The following is an 18086-nucleotide window of genomic DNA, read 5'->3' as shown; positions in this document are numbered from 1 at the left end:
GGGAGTTTCCGAGAGTGTACGAACTCAAAAAAAGGAAGGGATTATTATGTCATTTGTTACTGACCCCTATTCAGGACTACAATTGCTAGAACTTAGCCATATATGGGGCCATGGAGTACCCTCCTACCCAGGACAAGATGACGTGAAAATGTATCGCAGCGTCAAACACGCGCAACACGGCGTATTGGCATGGAAGACCAGTACAGTAATGCATACTGGAACACATATGAACGCGCCTTTGCACTTGATCCAGCGTGGAGCAGATTTGTCACAAATTCCAGTAGATCGTTTTTTTGGCAATGGTGTCGTGCTCTATATTCCTAAAGGTCCTTATGAAGTAATTAATGCCAAAGACCTGGAAAATGCTTCACCTGGAGTACAACAAGGAGATATCGTCGTTATCGTCACCGGATGGCATCATAAATACTCCGATTCTCTAGAGTACTTTGGGCAAGCTCCTGGGTTATCCAAAGATGCTGCCGAATGGCTTGTAAAAAAAGAATGCAAGATGGTTGCTGTAGATACACCACAGATTGATCATCCATTAGCGACCTCATTAGGGCCTCATCGAGGCGGACCGCTCATGAAACGTTTAGCTGAGGAATATCAAAAAGCAACAGGTTTGGATCCGAAAAAAGAACATGGTGAGTGGAACATTGCCCATAAAACTCTTTTGGGTGCTGGAATCCCTACAATTGAACAAGTCGGCGGCGATGTAGACCTTTTATTAGGAAAACGTGCTACTTTCGTTGCCACCCCATGGAAATTTAGAAAAGGAGATGCGTGCCCTGTTCGTTTCGTCGCGATGATTGATCCTACGGGTAATTGTCGTATAGATTCCGGAAAAGAATAATTGCACGAGAAAGGAGTAATAATATGAGCCTTCAAATATATGATCTAACCCATACTTACGAACAATTTATGCCGGAATGGCCCTCCCACCCCGGCGTAAATGTTACTATTAATAAATTTCATGCCAAGGACGGTATCTATGAAGTAAACTGGGAGGGTATTATGCACCGCGGCACCCATATGGATGCGCCCCTGCATGTTACCGAGAACACGCCTGATATTTCTAGTTATCCGCTATGGAGGCTTTGCGGTACAGGTGTGTGCGTATCTATTCCCAAGGGAAAATGGGGCATAATCACCCCCGAGGATCTTGAAAATGCTCGTCCTAAAATTCAAGAAGGCGACATAGTGATGATCAACACAGGATTTCATCACAAATGGGCAGATACAGATGAATACTTTGCATATGGATGTGGTATGAACGGTGCTGCCGCCCAGTGGTTGGTTGATAAAAAAGTAAAATTAGTCGGATTCGGCTGCCAGGCTAACGACCATCCCATGGCAACCAAGTTAGTTGACCATGGCCTTGGCCCGTCACATCCCTATTTAATTGAAGAGTGGAAAAAAGAGTACGGCCGTGATCCAAAAGTAGATTTTCCAAATTGGGAAGATGGCCATAAGAATCTGATGGTCAAAGGTGGTATTCCTGGCATCGAAAATATAGGCGGCCAGTTGGATGAGGTTACCGGCAAGAGGTGCTTTTTCATGGCTTTCCCCTGGCGTTGGAAAGGCGGCGATGGTTGTGTTGTCCGTGTTCTCGCAATAGTAGATCCTGACCAGAAGTTTCGTTTTGAGACGGGGAAATAAAATTAGCAGGCCACCTTGACCTGACCATTTTAGGCGCCCTGCAAGTCGATGAACAGGGGAACCTGGCCAATTTGATGGTACCGGGACGCATGGTTCCCGGTATGGGAGGGGATATGGATTTGGCAGTTGGTGCCAGGAGGGTTATAATCGCTACGGAGCACACCTTGAAGGACGGCGCCCCTAAAATAGTACGGCAATGCCAGTTGCCCCTGACGGCGGCCGGAGAAGTAGACCTGATTATAACCGAGCTGGCAGTTATTGAGGTAACCCGGGAAGGACTATTACTAAAAGAGGTGGCTTCCGGGGTAACGCCGGAAGAAGTCCAGGCCTGTACCAGGGACAGCCTTATTATTCCTGACACCGTGGCAACGATAGAGATTGAATTAGTGGGTCGAGGGGGTACAAACTGGTGCAAGGACGAATTTGCCCTGGAGAGCCATCGCAGGGCGGCTGAAGCCCAAAGGGAAGGGTTATTTGAAACCGAAATAGTGCCGGTAACTGTTGACGGGGGCAAACAGGGGAGTAAGATTTTCGCCGTTGATGAACATATGCGGCGGATACCACCCTGGAACGGCTGGGGCAGCTAAAGCCGGCATTTAAATCCGGTGGTACTGTTACAGCGGGTAACTCTTCTGGCATTAACGACGGTGCAGCGGCTTTAGTTATAACTTCAGAGGAAAAGGCCAGGGCTATGGGGCTAAAACACTGGCCAAAATAACCTTTAAAACAATAAAATATCAATTAAAAAGCAGGAAAGGGATTCCTAATGAAACTATATGAATATCTCGCAAAAGAAATATTTAGTAAAAATGGCCTGCCGGTACCAAAAGGCTATCTATGTTTGAGTCCGGAAGATGCAGCCAGGGCAGCCCTGGAATTGGGACCGGTGGCGGTTAAAGCCCAGATATTGGCAGGGGGTAGGGGTAAAGCGGGTGGTATTACTTTTGCTGCTACCCCGGAAGAAGCAGGGATTGCTACGGCCAGGCTTCTCGGATCGGAAATACGGGGTTACCCTGTTACGAGGGTATTGGTTGAAGAAAAACTAAACATACAGGGTGAACTCTACCTGGGTTTCACAGTAGATACAAGTGACCGCAGGCCTGTAGCACTTGCCTCATGCCAGGGGGGGGTCAATATAGAAGAGGTGCCCCCTGAAAAGCTGGTTAGGCTGTTGATTGATCCCCTGTTTGGCTTTAGCAGCTATAGTGCTTTATATCTAGGCTTAAGGCTGGGCTTAAAAGGAGAGCTGTTAAAGGAATTTGTTTCTCTAGCATTAATACTTTACTGGATTTTTATGAAATACGATGCCGAATTGGTGGAAATAAACCCTCTTGCTATTGTTGAAGGCCATCTTATAGCTGCCGATGCCCGCTTGAATATTGACGATGATGCGCTATACCGGCATCCGGAGATCGAGGTAATTGAAGATGGAAGTGAACTTGAGAAAGCTATAAAAAATTTGGGTCTTGCTTATGTCCAGTTAGACGGCAATATAGCTGTTCTTGCCAATGGAGCCGGTATAACTATGGCTACCCTGGATACACTGGAAAAGTTCGGCGGCCGGGCGGCTAATTTTTTAGACGCCGGTGGCGGCGCCGGGGCGGAGCCTATGGCTAAAGCCTTAGATCTAATTCTGGATACCGGGCCCAGAGCCGTTTTAATCAATATATTTGGAGGCATCACTCGCTGTGATGAGGTGGCGCGTGCTTTGATCCAGGTCAAAGAAAAGCGTGGCCAAACAGTACCGATTATTTTACGTCTGGTAGGTACCAATGAAGATGAGGCATACCGGTTACTAAAAACTTACGGAATTGAGGCTTTTAAAGGAATGCCGGAAGCTGTGGCTGCTGTTGTCAGTGCTACCCAAAAATTATGAAGGGAGCAGTAAAGATGAGCGTGTTGATTAATGAAGAGACAAAGGTTTTAATTCAAGGAATAACGGGGAGCCAGGGTTTCTTCCATACCCGGCAAATGCTCGCCTACGGCACCAGGGTGGTTGCTGGCGTTACCCCGGGTAAAGGTGGCGAACAGGTCTTAAATATACCTGTATATAATACCGTCAGAGAAGCCGTAGAAAAGCATGAGCCTGACGCTGCAGCTATCTTCGTCCCTGCGGCAAAAGCTTATGAAGCTGCTGTGGAATCTGTGGAGGCTGGCATAAAACTTGTTGTCATCATCAGCGAGCATTTACCCCTGCAAGATACAATTAAATTGCTTGTTTTAGCCAAAACCAGAGGGGTCACTATTATTGGCCCCAACACCTTCGGAATAATTGTTCCCAGCAAATGCAAAATAGGAATTATGCCAAATACCATCTACCGACCCGGTCCCGTTGGCATTGTCGCCCGCAGTGGGACTCTTTCCTATGAAGTGGCTTCCGGCCTGAGTGGGATTGGGCTGGGACAGTCAACTGTTATCGGTATAGGTGGCGATCGTGTTGTTGGTCTAAATTTTGTAGAGTGCCTTGAACTTTTTGCCAGGGATCCCCTGACCGAAGCCATTGTTATGGTGGGGGAGATTGGCGGGACGGCGGAAGAAGAGGCTGCTACCTATATTAAGAATAAGAAATTAATAAAACCCGTGGTGGCGTATGTAGCGGGAAGTTCTGCACCGCCTGGTAAGCGTATGGGACATGCTGGGGCTATCATCGAAAGAGGTCGAGGTACTTACCAGTCGAAAATAAGAGCCCTGACGGAAGCGGGCGTTAAGGTGGCAACCTATCCCTGGGAGGTAGCCGGATTAATACGACAATTGCTTTAATAATACTGCAATCCATGGAGGATTAAAAATGGAAATATACTCGCATGATGTAATTATACTCGGTTCGGGGTTGGCTGGCTTAAGGGCTGCCCTTGAGGCTGCAGAAACAGGAAAGGGCAATTTAGACATTGCAGTTATAGCTAAAAATCACCTCATGCGTCCCCATTCTGTCTGCGCTGAGGGAGGCACGGCTGCTGTTCTACGCCCGGAAGAGGGCGATTCCTTTGAGCTACATGCCTGGGATACTGTGAAAGGCAGCGACTTCCTTGCCGACCAGGACGCCGTAGAGCTCTTCGTTAATACCGTGCCTCTGGAGATTATTCAGCTAGAACACTGGGGTATACCCTGGTCTCGCCGTCCGGATGGCCGGATAAACTCCCGTCCCTTCGGGGGGCACAGTTTTCCACGTGCAGTTTTTGCTGCCGATAAGACAGGTTTCTTTGAAGTCCAGACCCTGTATGATACTTTGCAGAAGCACCCCAGTATTCATATCTATGACGAATGCCTGGTGACATCTCTGGTTGTCGAAGAAGGGCTGTACCGTGGCGTTGTGGCCTTAGATCTTAAAAAAGGCGAGTTTTACTATATAACCTCAAAAGCGCTGATAATTGCTACGGGTGGTGCCTGCCGTATCTACGGCTTCACCACCTATTCCCACACTGTCACCGGTGACGGCATGGCCATGGCCTACCGGGCTGGTTTACCCCTTAAAGATATGGAATTCGTCCAGTTCCATCCTACAGGCCTGGTCCCCTCTGGTATCCTTATTACCGAAGCGGCCAGGGGGGAGGGCGGTTACCTTAAGAACAGCCTTGGTGAGCGGTTTATGCAGAACTACGCCCCAAGCATGCTCGAACTGGCGCCTCGGGACATAGTCTCACGTTCTGAAGCCCAGGAAATAGAAGCAGGTCGCGGTTTTCAAGGCCCTCATGGTTTAGATTATGTGCTTCTGGATCTGCGACATCTGGGGTCAGAGATGATTAAAGAAAGACTACCCCTCATCCGGGAGGTAGGTATCAAGTTTCTTAACTTAGATCCCATTGAGCAGCCTTTACCTGTTAGGCCCGTCGCTCATTACTCGATGGGTGGGATTCATGTTGATACTTATGGAAAAACCCAATTGGAGAATGTATGGGCAGCTGGAGAAGCTGCTTGTGTTTCGCTTCATGGCGCTAACCGCCTTGGCACCAATTCTACAGCCGAGTGTCTTGTGTGGGGTCGTATAACCGGGCACAATGCAGCCTGCTATGCTCTCGCCCAAAAAACTCTTCCCCCCAGAGCTGAAAACAGGGCCAGAGAAGAAGAAAATAGGATTAAAAATATATTCAATAAATCTGGAGAAGAAAATTTATACGATATCCGGCAAGAATTGCGCGACGTTATGGATAAAAAGGTCGGTGTTTTTCGTACCCAGAAAGAATTACAGGACGCACTTAACAAAATCAAAGAGCTCCAGGAACGGTTTAAGTATACAGGGTTGAAGGATAAGAGCCGCATCTACAATACTGACCTGGTAGCTTACGTGGAACTTGACAACATGCTTACCCTTGCTGAAATTATCACCCTGGGCGCTATAAGGAGGGAAGAATCGCGCGGGGGCCACGCTAGACGGGATTATCCCATGCGGGATGACCAGAACTGGCTCAAACATACCCTGGCCTACTATACATCTTCAGGCGTAATGCTGGAGTATATACCTGTGAAAATTACTATGTGGCAACCCGTTGAAAGAAAATATTGAAATAAATTACGCATCCATGCAATTTACTCAAATGAATTGTACTTTCAAGTGAAGTAGGAGGAGAAAACATGCGTGAGACTTTAATTAAGCAGAGATACAGGTTAGGCACCAAAGGTTGGTTTTATGCAGGTAGATATGGTATCGAGCGTTATCTTTATATTTTCCACAGAATATCAGGACTGGGGATAATCCTTTACCTTTCCTTGCATATTATACTCACCTCTACGCGAATTTTCGGCCAGGGCATTTGGGTAGCAAGTATGGAAATGGTAGATAAACCAATTTTTAAGTTTGGGGAGTATCTAGTAGTGGCTGCCTTCATCTATCATGCCCTCAACGGTTTGCGCCTGTTCTTTATCGAACTGTCATTTTTTATAGGAAAACCTTCACGGCAAGACTATCCCTATACTACCTCCGTTAAAAGGCAAAGGCCTTTTGTTTACCTGACCATGATAGCGCTACTTTGCTTGCTTGTTATTATGTCTGTAGATTTTTATTTTATTTAAGAAGGAGGGTTATTGCATGCGCGAGTCTCGGCTGTGGCTAATATTTTTATTATGTGGACCTTTACTTATTTTTCTTTTAGGTATCCACCTTATCTTTATGCATATGAATACAATTCTCGATTTTTTTGGGATAAAGACAGGTCAAGTTCTTGCATACAATTCAGTTATTCAAAGGGCTACTGAATTAAAATGGCTGGTACTTTATTTTACCCTCCTTCTTTTAGGCCTTTATCACGGGCTGTACGGGCTGCGTTCGGTATTGCTTGAGTTAACCCCCCGGGAAAAGGTTGTTAACCGTTTTGTGCTTGTGCTGGGCTTGCTGTTATTTTTTAGTGGCACCTATGTATTGATGAAATCCTATATGATTGGGATAAATCCCAGTTGATGAAAGGAGCTTGAAAATGCCGCTTCTTACATTTAAAATTCAGCGCTTTGATCCTGAAAAAGATAAAGAACCTTACATGCAGGAATTTACATTTGAAGTAGAAAAGGGCTTGACTATTCTCGATTGCCTCAATTATATTAAAGAAAATCTTGATGCCACCTTGAGCTACAGGGCATCTTGCCGGATGGGTATTTGCGGTTCATGTGCTATGCTTATTAACGATTATCCCCGGCTAGCGTGTGAGACGCAGGTTTTGGTTCTGGGGAAAACTTTAATAGAAATAAAACCGTTACCCAACTACCCTCTGGTGAAAGACTTAATCGTTGATCTAACGCCTTTATTTGCAAAACACCGCGCCGTCAAACCTTATGTCATCCATCCTGATGAACGTCAGCCGGAGAAGGAATTTATCCAGACTAACCAGGAACAGACAAAATACTTGCAGTTTGCTTACTGCCTTAAGTGCGGTATTTGCCTGGCAGCCTGTCCTACAGTGGCAACCGCTGACAACTTTTTGGGGCCGCAGGCTCTGGCTCAAGCCTACCGCTATAATTCCGATACAAGGGATAATGGTTTAAAAGATAGAGAGAAAATTATCGATTCTTCTTATGGCCTTTGGCGTTGCCATATGGCCGGTGCCTGTGCTGAAGCCTGCCCAAAAGGCGTTGACCCTGCTCTGGCCATACAACTAATGAAGAAGGAGACGATCTTGGGCAAAAAGAAAAATATAGCCCCGCTTGCACTACCTTTAGTTGGTGTTGAACCTAGGCCCGGCATACCCAAAGCGCCGGAGAGGACGGTTAAGTAGATTGCCTGGATAGAAGTATTATATCTCTATTAAAAATCGAAGTCAGTCAAAACTATTGCCCTGGTAAAAAATTTTAGTAACAAACCGTTGCTTACTAGAATAAAAGACTGATAAACTGTCGCTGAATACTTTTTACCCAGGAGAAAGGATTGAATATTATGGCCAGAATCATTACTTGCAGCCAGATAACTGCAGCTGTGGAGCAGCTTTGCCGGGAGGCCAATTATTATCTGGAAAATGACGTGCGTAAGGCACTTGAAAATGTACTGGCGATCGAGGTTTCGCCCCAGGGTAAGGAGGTCATAAAACAGCTCCTGGCAAATGCAACTATCGCTGCTGACGAGGAGGTGCCGATCTGCCAGGATACTGGTGCAGCTGTAATCTTCCTGGAACTGGGGCAGGATGCTCGCATTGAAGGCGGTTATCTTTACGATGCCATTAATGCCGGTGTTGCCAGGGGATACACCAGCGGCTACCTACGTAAATCCATGGTTTTTCCTCCACTGGACGGCAAAAACAGCGGCGATAACACGCCGGCGATAATCCATACTAAGATCGTACCTGGCGATCGCCTGACGATAACTGTTGTTCCTAAAGGGGGCGGCAGCGAGAATATGAGCGCTGTGGCTATGCTGACCCCCGCTGCCGGTTATGAAGGGGTAAAAAAGTTTGTTGTCGACACCGTAAAAAAGGCCGGACCCAATCCCTGCCCTCCGATTGTTGTAGGGGTGGGTATTGGCGGCAATTTTGAAAAATGTACCCTCATGGCCAAAGAAGCTCTTCTCAGGCCTTTGGGCTGGCCTCATCCCCGCAATGAAATAGCTGCGCTTGAAAAAGAGATCCTGGAGGCTATCAATTCGCTGGGGATAGGGCCACAGGGGTTTGGCGGCCGGGTAACCGCCCTTGCTGTACATGTAGAGATTTTTGCCCGTCATATTGCCAGTTTCCCTGTGGCCGTGAACATTCAATGTCATGCTGCCCGTCACAAAAGTATTACCCTGTAGGAGGTAAAAAATGGCTACCAAGCTCATCCATACGCCTTTAACTGATTTTGACGTTAGCGAACTTCGTGTCGGTGATCAGGTATTAATCAGCGGGGTTATATACGCTGCCAGGGACACAGCACATAAGCGGTTAATCGCCTTGCTAGGTCAAGGTGCAGAACTGCCTGTGGACCTTAAGGGCCAGGTTATTTATTACGTCGGTCCGGCGCCAGCAAAACCGGGACAGGTCATTGGCTCTGCCGGGCCTACTACCAGCGGCCGCATGGATCCCTACACGCCCTGCTTGATCAAAGAAGCTGGACTTAAGGGCATGATTGGTAAAGGCTACCGCTCGCCGGAGGTAAGAAAAGCGATGGTAGAGCATAAAGCCGTATACCTGGCTACTGTCGGCGGTGCTGGCGCTCTAATTGCGAAGTGCATTAAAAAGGCCGAAGTGGTTGCTTATCCGGAGCTGGGGCCCGAGGCAATAATGGCTCTGGAAGTTGAAAACTTCCCGGCAACAGTTATTAATGACATATATGGTGGTGATCTCTATGAAGAAGCCATAGCCAGATATGCACACAAATAACATAAAAATATGGTTAAAGGTAAAAATGATAGAGATGAGAAGCTCTTGACGCTAGTTTACAAAAGTGCTAGTATAAAAAGTGTAAACGTGATGAATGAAACAAAGAGGCAGGAGGATTGTAGTTTGGGAGCGGGGGGCAAAGAGCCTGGAGAAAAAATTTTTTTCACCGCGTATGCTAAATTGCCTACCACTATTACTGCTCATAAACTTTATGACGATATAGTTGTTGGAGTAGAGGTAGCAACACAGACCGGGGAAATCGTCGATTTTGATTGTACTCTTGCGACTGATTTAGCGCGACGCTTTGTTAGGGAACTGGTGATGGGTTACACATTGAATGAAGGTATTGAAGGGCTTATAGAGCGAGTGGAAAGATACTATTTTGGAAGTGCGCGGAAAGCACTAATTACTGCTTTTAAGATTATTTATGAAAAGCATGTGACCTACCAGCAAAGCCTAGCTAATAAAAATAGATAGATGTCGATAAAAACAATTTAATTAAGTGGCCATTTTACCTGCAGAGGGTGAAAACCGCACCCTAGAAAGCTGGTAAGACCTGGCGTACCACCTGATATCCGGGGGCCAGGTCTTTTTATTTAAGGTCTTAATGCCATAGTTTTATCGTCTACGTTAAAAACGCCTGTATATCTTACACAATATACGGCAACTAATGCCGGAAAAAGCAAGAAGGAGGTTTTACCCATGTTAAAAGAAGAAGCCATGCAGGCTATCTCTGTAGCCAAGGAAAAATGGGAAAGGGAAAAGCTACAGAAAACCCTCAGTAAGCAACCAGAACGCCATCCCGACTTTATGACTGTATCCGGATATCCGGTGGAACGTTTATACACACCGGCAGATATCCGCTATCTAGATTACCTAGAAGATATTGGATTCCCCGGGGAATACCCCTTCACCCGTGGCGTCCAGCCCACCATGTATCGCGGCCGTTTGTGGACTATGCGCCAGTATGCCGGCTTTGGTACGGCCGTAGAATCCAACCAGCGGTACAAGTACCTGTTGTCCCAGGGCCAGACAGGTCTGAGCGTGGCCTTCGACCTGCCGACACAGATCGGCTATGACTCCGACCATCCAATGGCGGAAGGTGAAGTCGGCAAGGTAGGAGTAGCTATATCCTCCCTGGCCGATATGGAGGTTCTTTTTGACGGCATCCCGCTGGATAAAGTCAGCACCTCCATGACCATCAACGCCACGGCGGCCGTACTCCTCTGCATGTACATGGCCGTGGCCGAGAAACAGGGCGTAGCCTGGAAAGACCTGCGGGGGACTATCCAGAATGACATTTTAAAAGAGTATGCGGCGCGCGGCACCTATATTTTCCCACCTGGACCTTCCATGCGGCTGGTAACGGATATATTTGCCTTCTGTTCAAGAGAGCTGCCGGAATGGAACACCATCAGTATTAGCGGTTATCACATGCGCGAAGCCGGGGCGACGGCAGCGCAGGAAATCGCCTTTACGCTGGCCGACGGCATCGCCTACGTAGATGCTGGCCTCAAAGCTGGCTTGCAGGTCGATAATTTTGCCCCGCGGTTGGCCTTTTTCTTTGCCTGCCATAACGACTTCCTGGAGGAAATCGCTAAATTCCGGGCCGCACGGCGCCTGTGGGCGAAGATTATGAAAGAGCGCTTTGGCGCCAGGGACCCTCGTTCCATGATGCTGCGCTTCCATACCCAAACCGCCGGCTGCACTTTAACGGCGCAACAGCCCCTGAACAACATCATCCGCGTCGCACTGCAGGCCCTGGCGGCTGTCCTGGGCGGTACTCAGTCCCTGCACACCAATTCCTTCGACGAAGCCCTTGCCCTGCCCACGGAAGAAGCAGTACGCATCGCCCTGCGTACCCAGCAGGTCATAGCTTACGAAAGTGGAGTGGCCGAAACCATCGATCCACTGGCGGGTTCTTACTACATTGAGGCCATGACCAACCGTTTGGAGAAAGAAGCCGCCGACTATATCAAGAAGATCGATGACCTGGGCGGTTCGGTCAAGGCTATAGAACAGGGTTACCTCCAGAAGGAGATCCAGGACAGTTCCTACCGCTACCAGAAGGATATTGAATCGGGCAGACGGATAGTAGTCGGCGTTAACAAATTCCAGATACAAGAAAAATCCCAGCCGAAGATTTTACGTGTTGACCCTGCGGTGGGCGAAGCCCAGATACAGCGCTTAAAGGAGCTACGGGCACAGCGGGATAATAGGGCAGTGCAGGAGAGCTTAGCCAAACTACGGCAGGTAGCCGTATCGGAAGATAACCTTATGCCGGTTATCTACCAGGCCGTCAAGACTTATGCCACCCTGGGTGAGATATGTGATGTCCTGCGGGATGTTTTTGGCGAATACCGGCCCGTAGAGATTGTCTAGTATAGTGAGGTAATAGAAGGAGGGTTATATAATGCGCAAGATCCGTGTTCTGGTAGCCAAAGTTGGTCTCGACGGCCATGACCGGGGAGCCAAAGTTATTGCCCGCGCCTTCCGCGATGCCGGCATGGAAGTCGTATATACCGGCATCCGCCAGACGCCGGAACAGGTTGTTGCTGCTGCCATCCAGGAGGACGTGGATGTGGTAGGTTTGAGCAGCCTTTCCGGTGCTCATGAGCACCTTTTCCCGCGGGTAGCTAAACTGGTGAAGAAACAGATGGGGGATAAAGTTCTTATTGTCGGTGGGGGTATTATCCCGGAGGAAGACATACCGGCTTTAAAAGAGGCCGGTATCACCGCCGTTTTTGGACCGGGAACCTCACTTAAAGAAATTATCGACTTTATAAAGGCCAATGTGGATGTGGGCCAGGCCGATTAGGTTTACCAGTCAGGTTTAAAGATTAGATTTTTACCATCCGTGCCGTAAAACAAAGTAATAGAAAAAAGGATGGGATCAGCAGTGCTGGAACAACTGCTCCGGGAGTTCTACCAGGGCAGCAAGCTGGCAGCAGCCAGGATTATTACCATGGTAGAAAATGATACCCCTGCCGGAAGAGAGATTTTAAGAAAGTTATACCCAAAAGGCGGCCGGGCTTATATCGTAGGCATGACCGGGCCGGCGGGTAGCGGCAAGAGCACCCTCACCAATTCACTGGTCAAACTGATGCGGCAGCAGAACTACCGGGTTGGAGTGGTGGCTGTGGATCCCACTAGCCCCTTCACCGGTGGTGCCCTGCTGGGCGACCGGGTGCGCATGGGCGACCTGGCCCTGGACCCGGGAGTTTTTATCCGCAGCATGGGTACCCGTGGCGACCTGGGAGGCCTCTCCTGGGCGGCCCGGGATGCCCTCACGGTGCTGGATGCCTTTGGCTGCGACTACTTAATTGCCGAAACGGTAGGCACCGGCCAGTCCCAGGTAGATGTAGCTACTGTAGCTGATACCGTCATTATGGTGACAGTCCCCGGGCTGGGAGATGATATACAGGCGGCCAAGGCGGGCATTATGGAAATCGGTAATATCTTTGTCGTCAACAAGGCCGACCGGGGTGATGCCGACCAGGTAGTGCGCTTTCTCCAGGCTACCCTGGAATTGGGCAGCAGAGATGCGGGCTGGCAGCCACCGGTCATCAAGACTATTGCCTGGCAGGGCACGGGGGTGGAGGAGGTTCTTAAGGCCATTCTGGCCCATCGCCGGTTCCTGGAGCAGGCGGGTTTACTGGCCGGTTTGCGGCAGGCACGGATGAAAGAAGAGGTCATGCGCCGGGTTGAGCGGATGATCCTGGACCGTTTAAATAATGGTATCCAGACAGGAGCAGTATTATCCAGGGTCTACGCCCGTGAGCTGGATCCCTGGACGGCGGCCGAGAAAATGCTGCAAAGCATGCTATGCTCGAAACAGGAGTAATGGAGCAGGTTGTAATCAGCCTTTAGATCTAATGCTATCCAAAAAAGGCTAGCTTTCCACCGGCGAACAAATGAAAAATAGTATACATTTGTGAAAAACATATTTCTGGAGGAGGTAGAAGCTAATGAAAGTACAGCGGGTAGATCACATTGGTATTGCCGTCAACAACCTGGCAGAAACCCTGCTTTTCTATGAAGAAATACTGGGGATCAAATGTCAGGGAACGGAAGAGGTAGCAGAGCAAAAGGTAAAGGTAGCCTTCCTGCCGGTAGGGGATAGCGAGCTGGAGCTATTGGAGTCCACTGATCCCGAAGGCCCCATAGCCAAATTTATCGCCAGCCGCGGCCAGGGTATCCAGCATATAGCCCTGCAGGTAGATAACATCGAAGCTGCCCTGGCAGAGCTGAAAGAGAAAGGTATTCGCCTGATCGACGAAAAGCCCCGCTATGGTGCCGGGGGGGCCAAGATCGCTTTTGTCCATCCCAAAGACACGGATGGGGTATTGCTGGAGCTAGCCGAACGCCAGACAAAGTGAGGGAAGGTAAAGATGGCCATAGAAGAACAATTGCAGCGTCTTGAGGAAGGACTGGAGAAGATTCGCGCCGGTGGCGGCGACAAACGGATTGCCAAACAGCATGAGCAGGGCAAGAAGACGGCGCGGGAAAGGATTGAAGCCTTGCTGGATCCAGGGAGCTTTAATGAGATCGACGCTTTTGTTACCCACCGCTGCGTTAACTTTGGCATGGATAAAACGGAAGCTCCCGGTGAGGGGGTCGTTACTGGCTACGGCACTATCGATGGCCGGCCGGTTGCCGTCTTTGCCCAGGACTTTACAGTGCTGGGCGGGTCCTTGGGCGAGATGCACGCCAAAAAGATCTGTAAAATCCAGGATCTGGCCTTAAAAGTAGGGATGCCCATCATCGGCATCAACGACTCCGGCGGGGCACGCATCCAGGAAGGGGTTGACGCCTTAAGCGGGTACGGGCAGATATTCTACCGCAACACCATGGCTTCCGGGGTTATCCCCCAGATTGCCGTCATCATGGGGCCATGTGCCGGCGGGGCGGTTTATTCCCCGGCGCTGATGGACTTCATCTTCATGGTAAAAGACACCAGTGAGATGTTCATCACCGGCCCCCAGGTTATTAAAGCGGTGACAGGGGAAGAAGTGAGCGGCCAGCAACTGGGCGGGGCTCTGGCCCACAACCAAACGAGCGGTGTCGCCCACTTTGCCGCCGACAACGAAGAACACTGCCTGCAGCTCATACGCATACTGTTAAGCTATTTACCCGGCAACAATATGGACGACCCGCCGGTCATAGACAGCGGTGACGACCCGGGGCGTGCGGAAGAGGGGCTGCTCTATATCATACCGGACAACTCTAACAAAGCTTTCAACATGCTTGACGTCATCAACCTGGTCATGGACCGGGGTACGGTCTTCGAAGTGCAAGCCCTGTACGCGCCTAATATTATTACCGCTCTGGCCCGCCTGAATGGCCGGGTAGTAGGTATTATTGCCAACCAGCCGGCTGTCATGGCCGGGTGCCTGGATATCAACTGCTCCGACAAAGCGGCGCGTTTTATCCGGTTTTGCGACGCCTTCAACATTCCTATTGTTAACTTTGTCGACGTACCCGGTTTTTTACCCGGTACCAACCAGGAATACGGCGGCATTATCCGCCACGGGGCCAAGATGCTGCACGCCTACTCAGAAGCCACGGTACCGAAACTAACAGTGATTGTGCGCAAAGCTTACGGCGGGGCGTATCTCGCCATGTGCAGCCGTGATCTAGGAGCCGACCAGGTATTCGCCTGGCCGGGAGCGGAGATCGCTGTCATGGGACCGGACGGGGCAGCCAATATTATCTTCCGCAAAGAAATCGAGACGGCCGCCGATCCAAGAGCAACGCGGGCAGAAAAGATCGCCGAATACCGGCGCCTTTTTGCCAACCCCTACGTCGCCGCCCAACGCGGCTATATCGACGCCGTCATCGACCCGCGCCAGACTCGTCCCCAGCTGGTACAAGCCCTGGAGCTCTTGAGCACCAAACGCGAAAACCGGCCGGCTAAAAAACACGGAAATATTCCCTTATAAGAGGCCGGAATTAATTACATGATAGATTTATGTCAGGAAAAGCTTATAACCACCTGAAGGAAAAAATTGAACCCTGAAAGAAGATGTTTGGAGAAATCGGGGGAAAAGAGGATTACTATTTTTTATCGATGGGGGTGAAATAAATCTTGGAAAACCAGATCGGTGCTTTGATGTTAACTATAATAGACATGACCATCGTCTTTGCGGTCCTGTTTTTACTGGCGGGGGTTATCCAGGTAATTAAAGTCTTGAACTATAAAAGGGATGGTACTAAAGCAGAAAAAAAAACTGAGGCCCTTGGGAGTGTAAACCCTGGCATAAAGGTGCCTGGGGGTGCAAGAGATGTCAAGCCTGCAATGGCAGGAGATACCCCTCTCAAAGTAGCAGCAGCCTGTGCTGCCGTAGCAGCATATTTGGAAGGAGCCCCATACCGTATTGTCAGTATAAGGAAGATGACTTCCCTGAGCCTCTGGGTGCAGGCTGCCCGTATGGAGAATATTTCATCTGGCGAAATACAACGTCACAGGAGGTAATCAAATTGAAGCGCTTTCGAGTAAAAGTAGAAAGTCAGGTTTTTGAAGTAGAAGTAGAAGAAATAAAAGAAAACCTTGCCGGACAGGTTAAAGCGGAGCCGAACCTGGTACAGGCGGTTGCCCCGTCCATGGACGGTTCACCAAAGCCGGCAGTTGTCCCCCCACACCCTGTACCATCTGGTAATGGCGCCCCGGGGAATGTCAATGCGCCCATGCCGGGCAGCATTTTAAGCGTGAAAGTTAAAGAGGGCGAAAGGGTCAGTGCCGGGCAGCTATTACTGCTCCTGGAAGCCATGAAAATGGAAAATGAAATTGTCGCCCCAAGGGACGGAGTGGTAAAGAGAATTTATATAGCCGCCGGTCAGTCGGTAAATACGGGTGAACCGCTGGTGGCTCTGGAATAACGACGTTAAGAAGAGAGGGTTGACGATGGGTATTACAGAATACCTGTATGAACTCCTGAACACAACCGGTATTGTCCAACTGACCGCCGGTAATATTATTATGATTATTGTAGGCTGTGTACTCCTGTACCTGGCTATTAAAAAAGGGTTTGAACCATTGCTTTTATTACCTATCGGTTTCGGGGCCATCCTGGCCAACCTGCCGGCAACGGGCATCATGGCCGAAGGCGGTTTGCTGCGTTACTTTTTCTGGGGCGTGGAAAAAGAAATCTTTCCACCCTTGATCTTCCTTGGAGTCGGTGCGATGACGGATTTCGGCCCCCTGCTGGCCAATCCAATAACCATACTACTGGGAGCTGCAGCCCAGGTCGGTGTCTTCGTAGCCCTCTATGGTGCCGAGCTACTGGGTTTTAGCATCAAAGAAGCAGCTTCCATCGGTATTATTGGTGGTGCCGATGGCCCTACGGCCATTTACCTGACTATGAAGATGGCTCCCCACCTTCTGGGAGCTATTGCGGTTGCAGCCTATACCTACATGTCCCTGGTACCGATTATTTTACCCCCTGCCATCCGTCTCCTTACTACTAAAAAAGAGCGGCAGATTGTTATGGAGCAACTCCGTCCGGTTTCTAAACTGGAAAAGGTCCTCTTCCCAATAATCTGTACGGTAATAATATCCCTGATTCTCCCCCCCATTGCCCCCCTCATGGGCATGCTGATGCTGGGGAATTTAATGCGCGAGTGCGGGGTGGTGGAGCGGCTTTCCAAGACGGCGGCCAACGAATTAATAAATATTGTTACCATTTTACTGGCCCTTTCCGTGGGTGCTACGATGGATGCGGCTAGCTTCCTGACCGTAAAGACTATTGAGATTATTATCCTGGGTGCGGTAGCCTTTTTCTTTGGGGCCGTCAGCGGGGTACTCCTGGGCAAGGTGATGTGTGCACTTAGCGGCGGTAAAATAAACCCTATGATCGGGGCGGCCGGTGTTTCGGCGGTACCAATGGCAGCAAGAGTGGTCCAGAGGATGGGTCAGAAGGAAAACCCAGCCAACTTTTTGCTAATGCACGCCATGGGGCCCAATGTTGCCGGTGTCATAGGTACAGCGACCGCTGCCGGTGTAATGCTGGCTTTGTTAAAATAGAAATGACCCTGGAAGAAGATTGAAAATCTTGAAGCGCAGAATTTCTGAGGGAAGAAAATAACCAGAACAATATCCTAAAACGAGTAAACTGTAGCCGTAACCAGCTAAGGTGGACCCCGATGTCAAGACACGAAATAAGAAATTTTAAAGCGTGGAATAATTAAGTTTATATGGTGATATAAGGTAATTGGCTGAGGTTTTACATCCTTTGGACTTACCATATTTGCTATAATATGGTTATACATTTTGCGTTGTCATTTGCATAATAATATACTTCAGCAGGCGTCTTATATTCCAGTGATTGGTGAATGCGACGGTTGTATGTCTTTTTTCTTAAACATTAAACGATTCCGGTGCAAAAACATCAAGATAAGCAACTCCAATCACGCAGGAAAAGCTCTTTGACAACAGAAAATGGTAATTTATAGGTAATAAAGTTACATTAGCAACGCACTTCAGAAGGTGATTTAATCCCGTTTTCCTGGAATTTCCATCAAATAGGGACACTAACCCCTTCTGAAGGAATTTTAAGTTTAGCAGATATTTCCCTGGCCTTCCTGGCTTTAATCTGAAACCATTTTTTAAGCTGCTGGATACTCGGTTTGTAAATGTGATTTATTCTCTCTAAACAC

19 protein-coding genes and 1 pseudogene are annotated in these 18086 nt (G+C 49.0%); all 20 read left to right on the top strand.

Translation table 11 applies throughout. From position 1 onward, the window contains the following. Positions 1–46 precede the first annotated feature (46 nt). A complete protein-coding gene (locus NWF31_RS10205) occupies positions 47–853 on the top strand; it encodes a cyclase family protein (RefSeq protein WP_258360395.1) in 807 nt (268 codons plus the stop codon). Between the two features lie 23 nt (positions 854–876). Further along, positions 877–1659, top strand: coding sequence for a cyclase family protein (locus tag NWF31_RS10200; protein WP_258360394.1), 783 nt, complete (start codon positions 877–879; stop codon positions 1657–1659). Further along, positions 1656–2377, top strand: a pseudogene (locus NWF31_RS10195) (thiolase family protein). The gene NWF31_RS10200 and the pseudogene NWF31_RS10195 overlap by 4 nt, the downstream one beginning before the upstream one ends. 48 nt (positions 2378–2425) lie before the next feature. Then, positions 2426–3535, top strand: a complete 1110-nt coding sequence (gene sucC / locus NWF31_RS10185) for an ADP-forming succinate--CoA ligase subunit beta (protein ID WP_258360393.1) — start codon at positions 2426–2428, stop codon at positions 3533–3535. Between the two features lie 14 nt (positions 3536–3549). Further along, a complete protein-coding gene (gene sucD / locus NWF31_RS10180) occupies positions 3550–4419 on the top strand; it encodes a succinate--CoA ligase subunit alpha (protein WP_258360392.1) in 870 nt (289 codons plus the stop codon). Positions 4420–4447: 28 nt separating this feature from the next. After that, complete coding sequence (locus NWF31_RS10175) at positions 4448–6160, top strand: succinate dehydrogenase/fumarate reductase flavoprotein subunit (RefSeq protein WP_258360391.1); 1713 nt, start codon at positions 4448–4450, stop codon at positions 6158–6160. 68 nt (positions 6161–6228) lie between these two features. After that, positions 6229–6666, top strand: a complete 438-nt coding sequence (locus tag NWF31_RS10170; RefSeq protein WP_258360390.1) for a succinate dehydrogenase/fumarate reductase transmembrane subunit — start codon at positions 6229–6231, stop codon at positions 6664–6666. Positions 6667–6682: 16 nt separating this feature from the next. Then, the gene (locus tag NWF31_RS10165) at positions 6683–7051 is read left to right on the top strand and encodes a hypothetical protein (protein WP_258360389.1); all 369 of its coding nucleotides are present in this window, start codon (positions 6683–6685) and stop codon (positions 7049–7051) included. 16 nt (positions 7052–7067) lie between these two features. Then, positions 7068–7859, top strand: a complete 792-nt coding sequence (locus tag NWF31_RS10160; protein WP_258360388.1) for a succinate dehydrogenase/fumarate reductase iron-sulfur subunit — start codon at positions 7068–7070, stop codon at positions 7857–7859. A gap of 158 nt (positions 7860–8017) precedes the next feature. Then, on the top strand, positions 8018–8863 hold the full coding sequence (locus NWF31_RS10155; RefSeq protein WP_258360387.1) for a fumarate hydratase: 846 nt from the start codon (positions 8018–8020) through the stop codon (positions 8861–8863). Positions 8864–8873: 10 nt separating this feature from the next. Then, on the top strand, positions 8874–9431 hold the full coding sequence (locus NWF31_RS10150) for a Fe-S-containing hydro-lyase (RefSeq protein ID WP_258360386.1): 558 nt from the start codon (positions 8874–8876) through the stop codon (positions 9429–9431). 123 nt (positions 9432–9554) lie between these two features. After that, positions 9555–9908: a DUF3870 domain-containing protein gene (locus NWF31_RS10145; protein ID WP_258360385.1), complete on the top strand. Its 354-nt coding sequence runs from the start codon at positions 9555–9557 to the stop codon at positions 9906–9908. A gap of 225 nt (positions 9909–10133) precedes the next feature. Continuing rightward, positions 10134–11813, top strand: a complete 1680-nt coding sequence (locus tag NWF31_RS10140; protein ID WP_258360384.1) for an acyl-CoA mutase large subunit family protein — start codon at positions 10134–10136, stop codon at positions 11811–11813. Between the two features lie 31 nt (positions 11814–11844). Further along, entirely contained in the window at positions 11845–12249 is a 405-nt protein-coding gene (locus NWF31_RS10135) for a cobalamin B12-binding domain-containing protein (protein WP_258360383.1), read from the top strand. A gap of 81 nt (positions 12250–12330) precedes the next feature. After that, on the top strand, positions 12331–13275 hold the full coding sequence (gene meaB, locus NWF31_RS10130) for a methylmalonyl Co-A mutase-associated GTPase MeaB (protein ID WP_258360382.1): 945 nt from the start codon (positions 12331–12333) through the stop codon (positions 13273–13275). A 124-nt stretch (positions 13276–13399) separates the two neighbouring features. After that, complete coding sequence (mce, locus tag NWF31_RS10125; protein ID WP_258360381.1) at positions 13400–13810, top strand: methylmalonyl-CoA epimerase; 411 nt, start codon at positions 13400–13402, stop codon at positions 13808–13810. A gap of 12 nt (positions 13811–13822) precedes the next feature. Next, positions 13823–15373, top strand: coding sequence for an acyl-CoA carboxylase subunit beta (locus NWF31_RS10120; protein ID WP_258360380.1), 1551 nt, complete (start codon positions 13823–13825; stop codon positions 15371–15373). Between the two features lie 146 nt (positions 15374–15519). Continuing rightward, entirely contained in the window at positions 15520–15906 is a 387-nt protein-coding gene (locus tag NWF31_RS10115) for an OadG family protein (RefSeq protein WP_258360379.1), read from the top strand. Positions 15907–15911: 5 nt separating this feature from the next. Then, on the top strand, positions 15912–16310 hold the full coding sequence (locus tag NWF31_RS10110; protein WP_258360378.1) for a biotin/lipoyl-containing protein: 399 nt from the start codon (positions 15912–15914) through the stop codon (positions 16308–16310). Between the two features lie 25 nt (positions 16311–16335). Beyond that, entirely contained in the window at positions 16336–17454 is a 1119-nt protein-coding gene (locus NWF31_RS10105) for a sodium ion-translocating decarboxylase subunit beta (RefSeq protein WP_258360377.1), read from the top strand. The last annotated feature ends 632 nt before the right edge of the window (positions 17455–18086 follow it).

It is taken from the genome of Neomoorella sulfitireducens, assembly GCF_024733845.1.
Lineage (GTDB): Bacteria > Bacillota > DSM-521 > Neomoorellales > Neomoorellaceae > Neomoorella > Neomoorella sulfitireducens.
Note: the sequence above shows the minus strand (reverse complement) of the source record. Positions and strands in the feature narration are given on the sequence as shown.

Bases quoted from the DNA above. Each gene is read 5' to 3' on its own strand.
- mce (WP_258360381.1), top strand. From the start codon at position 13,400: ATGAAAGTACAGCGGGTAGATCACATTGGTATTGCCGTCAACAACCTG.
- NWF31_RS10205 (WP_258360395.1), top strand. From the start codon at position 47: ATGTCATTTGTTACTGACCCCTATTCAGGACTACAATTGCTAGAACTT.
- sucC (WP_258360393.1), top strand. From the start codon at position 2,426: ATGAAACTATATGAATATCTCGCAAAAGAAATATTTAGTAAAAATGGC.
- NWF31_RS10155 (WP_258360387.1), top strand. From the start codon at position 8,018: ATGGCCAGAATCATTACTTGCAGCCAGATAACTGCAGCTGTGGAGCAG.
- NWF31_RS10135 (WP_258360383.1), top strand. From the start codon at position 11,845: ATGCGCAAGATCCGTGTTCTGGTAGCCAAAGTTGGTCTCGACGGCCAT.
- NWF31_RS10105 (WP_258360377.1), top strand. From the start codon at position 16,336: ATGGGTATTACAGAATACCTGTATGAACTCCTGAACACAACCGGTATT.
- NWF31_RS10160 (WP_258360388.1), top strand. From the start codon at position 7,068: ATGCCGCTTCTTACATTTAAAATTCAGCGCTTTGATCCTGAAAAAGAT.
- NWF31_RS10200 (WP_258360394.1), top strand. From the start codon at position 877: ATGAGCCTTCAAATATATGATCTAACCCATACTTACGAACAATTTATG.
- NWF31_RS10120 (WP_258360380.1), top strand. From the start codon at position 13,823: ATGGCCATAGAAGAACAATTGCAGCGTCTTGAGGAAGGACTGGAGAAG.
- NWF31_RS10175 (WP_258360391.1), top strand. From the start codon at position 4,448: ATGGAAATATACTCGCATGATGTAATTATACTCGGTTCGGGGTTGGCT.
- NWF31_RS10165 (WP_258360389.1), top strand. From the start codon at position 6,683: ATGCGCGAGTCTCGGCTGTGGCTAATATTTTTATTATGTGGACCTTTA.
- NWF31_RS10140 (WP_258360384.1), top strand. From the start codon at position 10,134: ATGTTAAAAGAAGAAGCCATGCAGGCTATCTCTGTAGCCAAGGAAAAA.
- NWF31_RS10150 (WP_258360386.1), top strand. From the start codon at position 8,874: ATGGCTACCAAGCTCATCCATACGCCTTTAACTGATTTTGACGTTAGC.
- sucD (WP_258360392.1), top strand. From the start codon at position 3,550: ATGAGCGTGTTGATTAATGAAGAGACAAAGGTTTTAATTCAAGGAATA.
- NWF31_RS10170 (WP_258360390.1), top strand. From the start codon at position 6,229: ATGCGTGAGACTTTAATTAAGCAGAGATACAGGTTAGGCACCAAAGGT.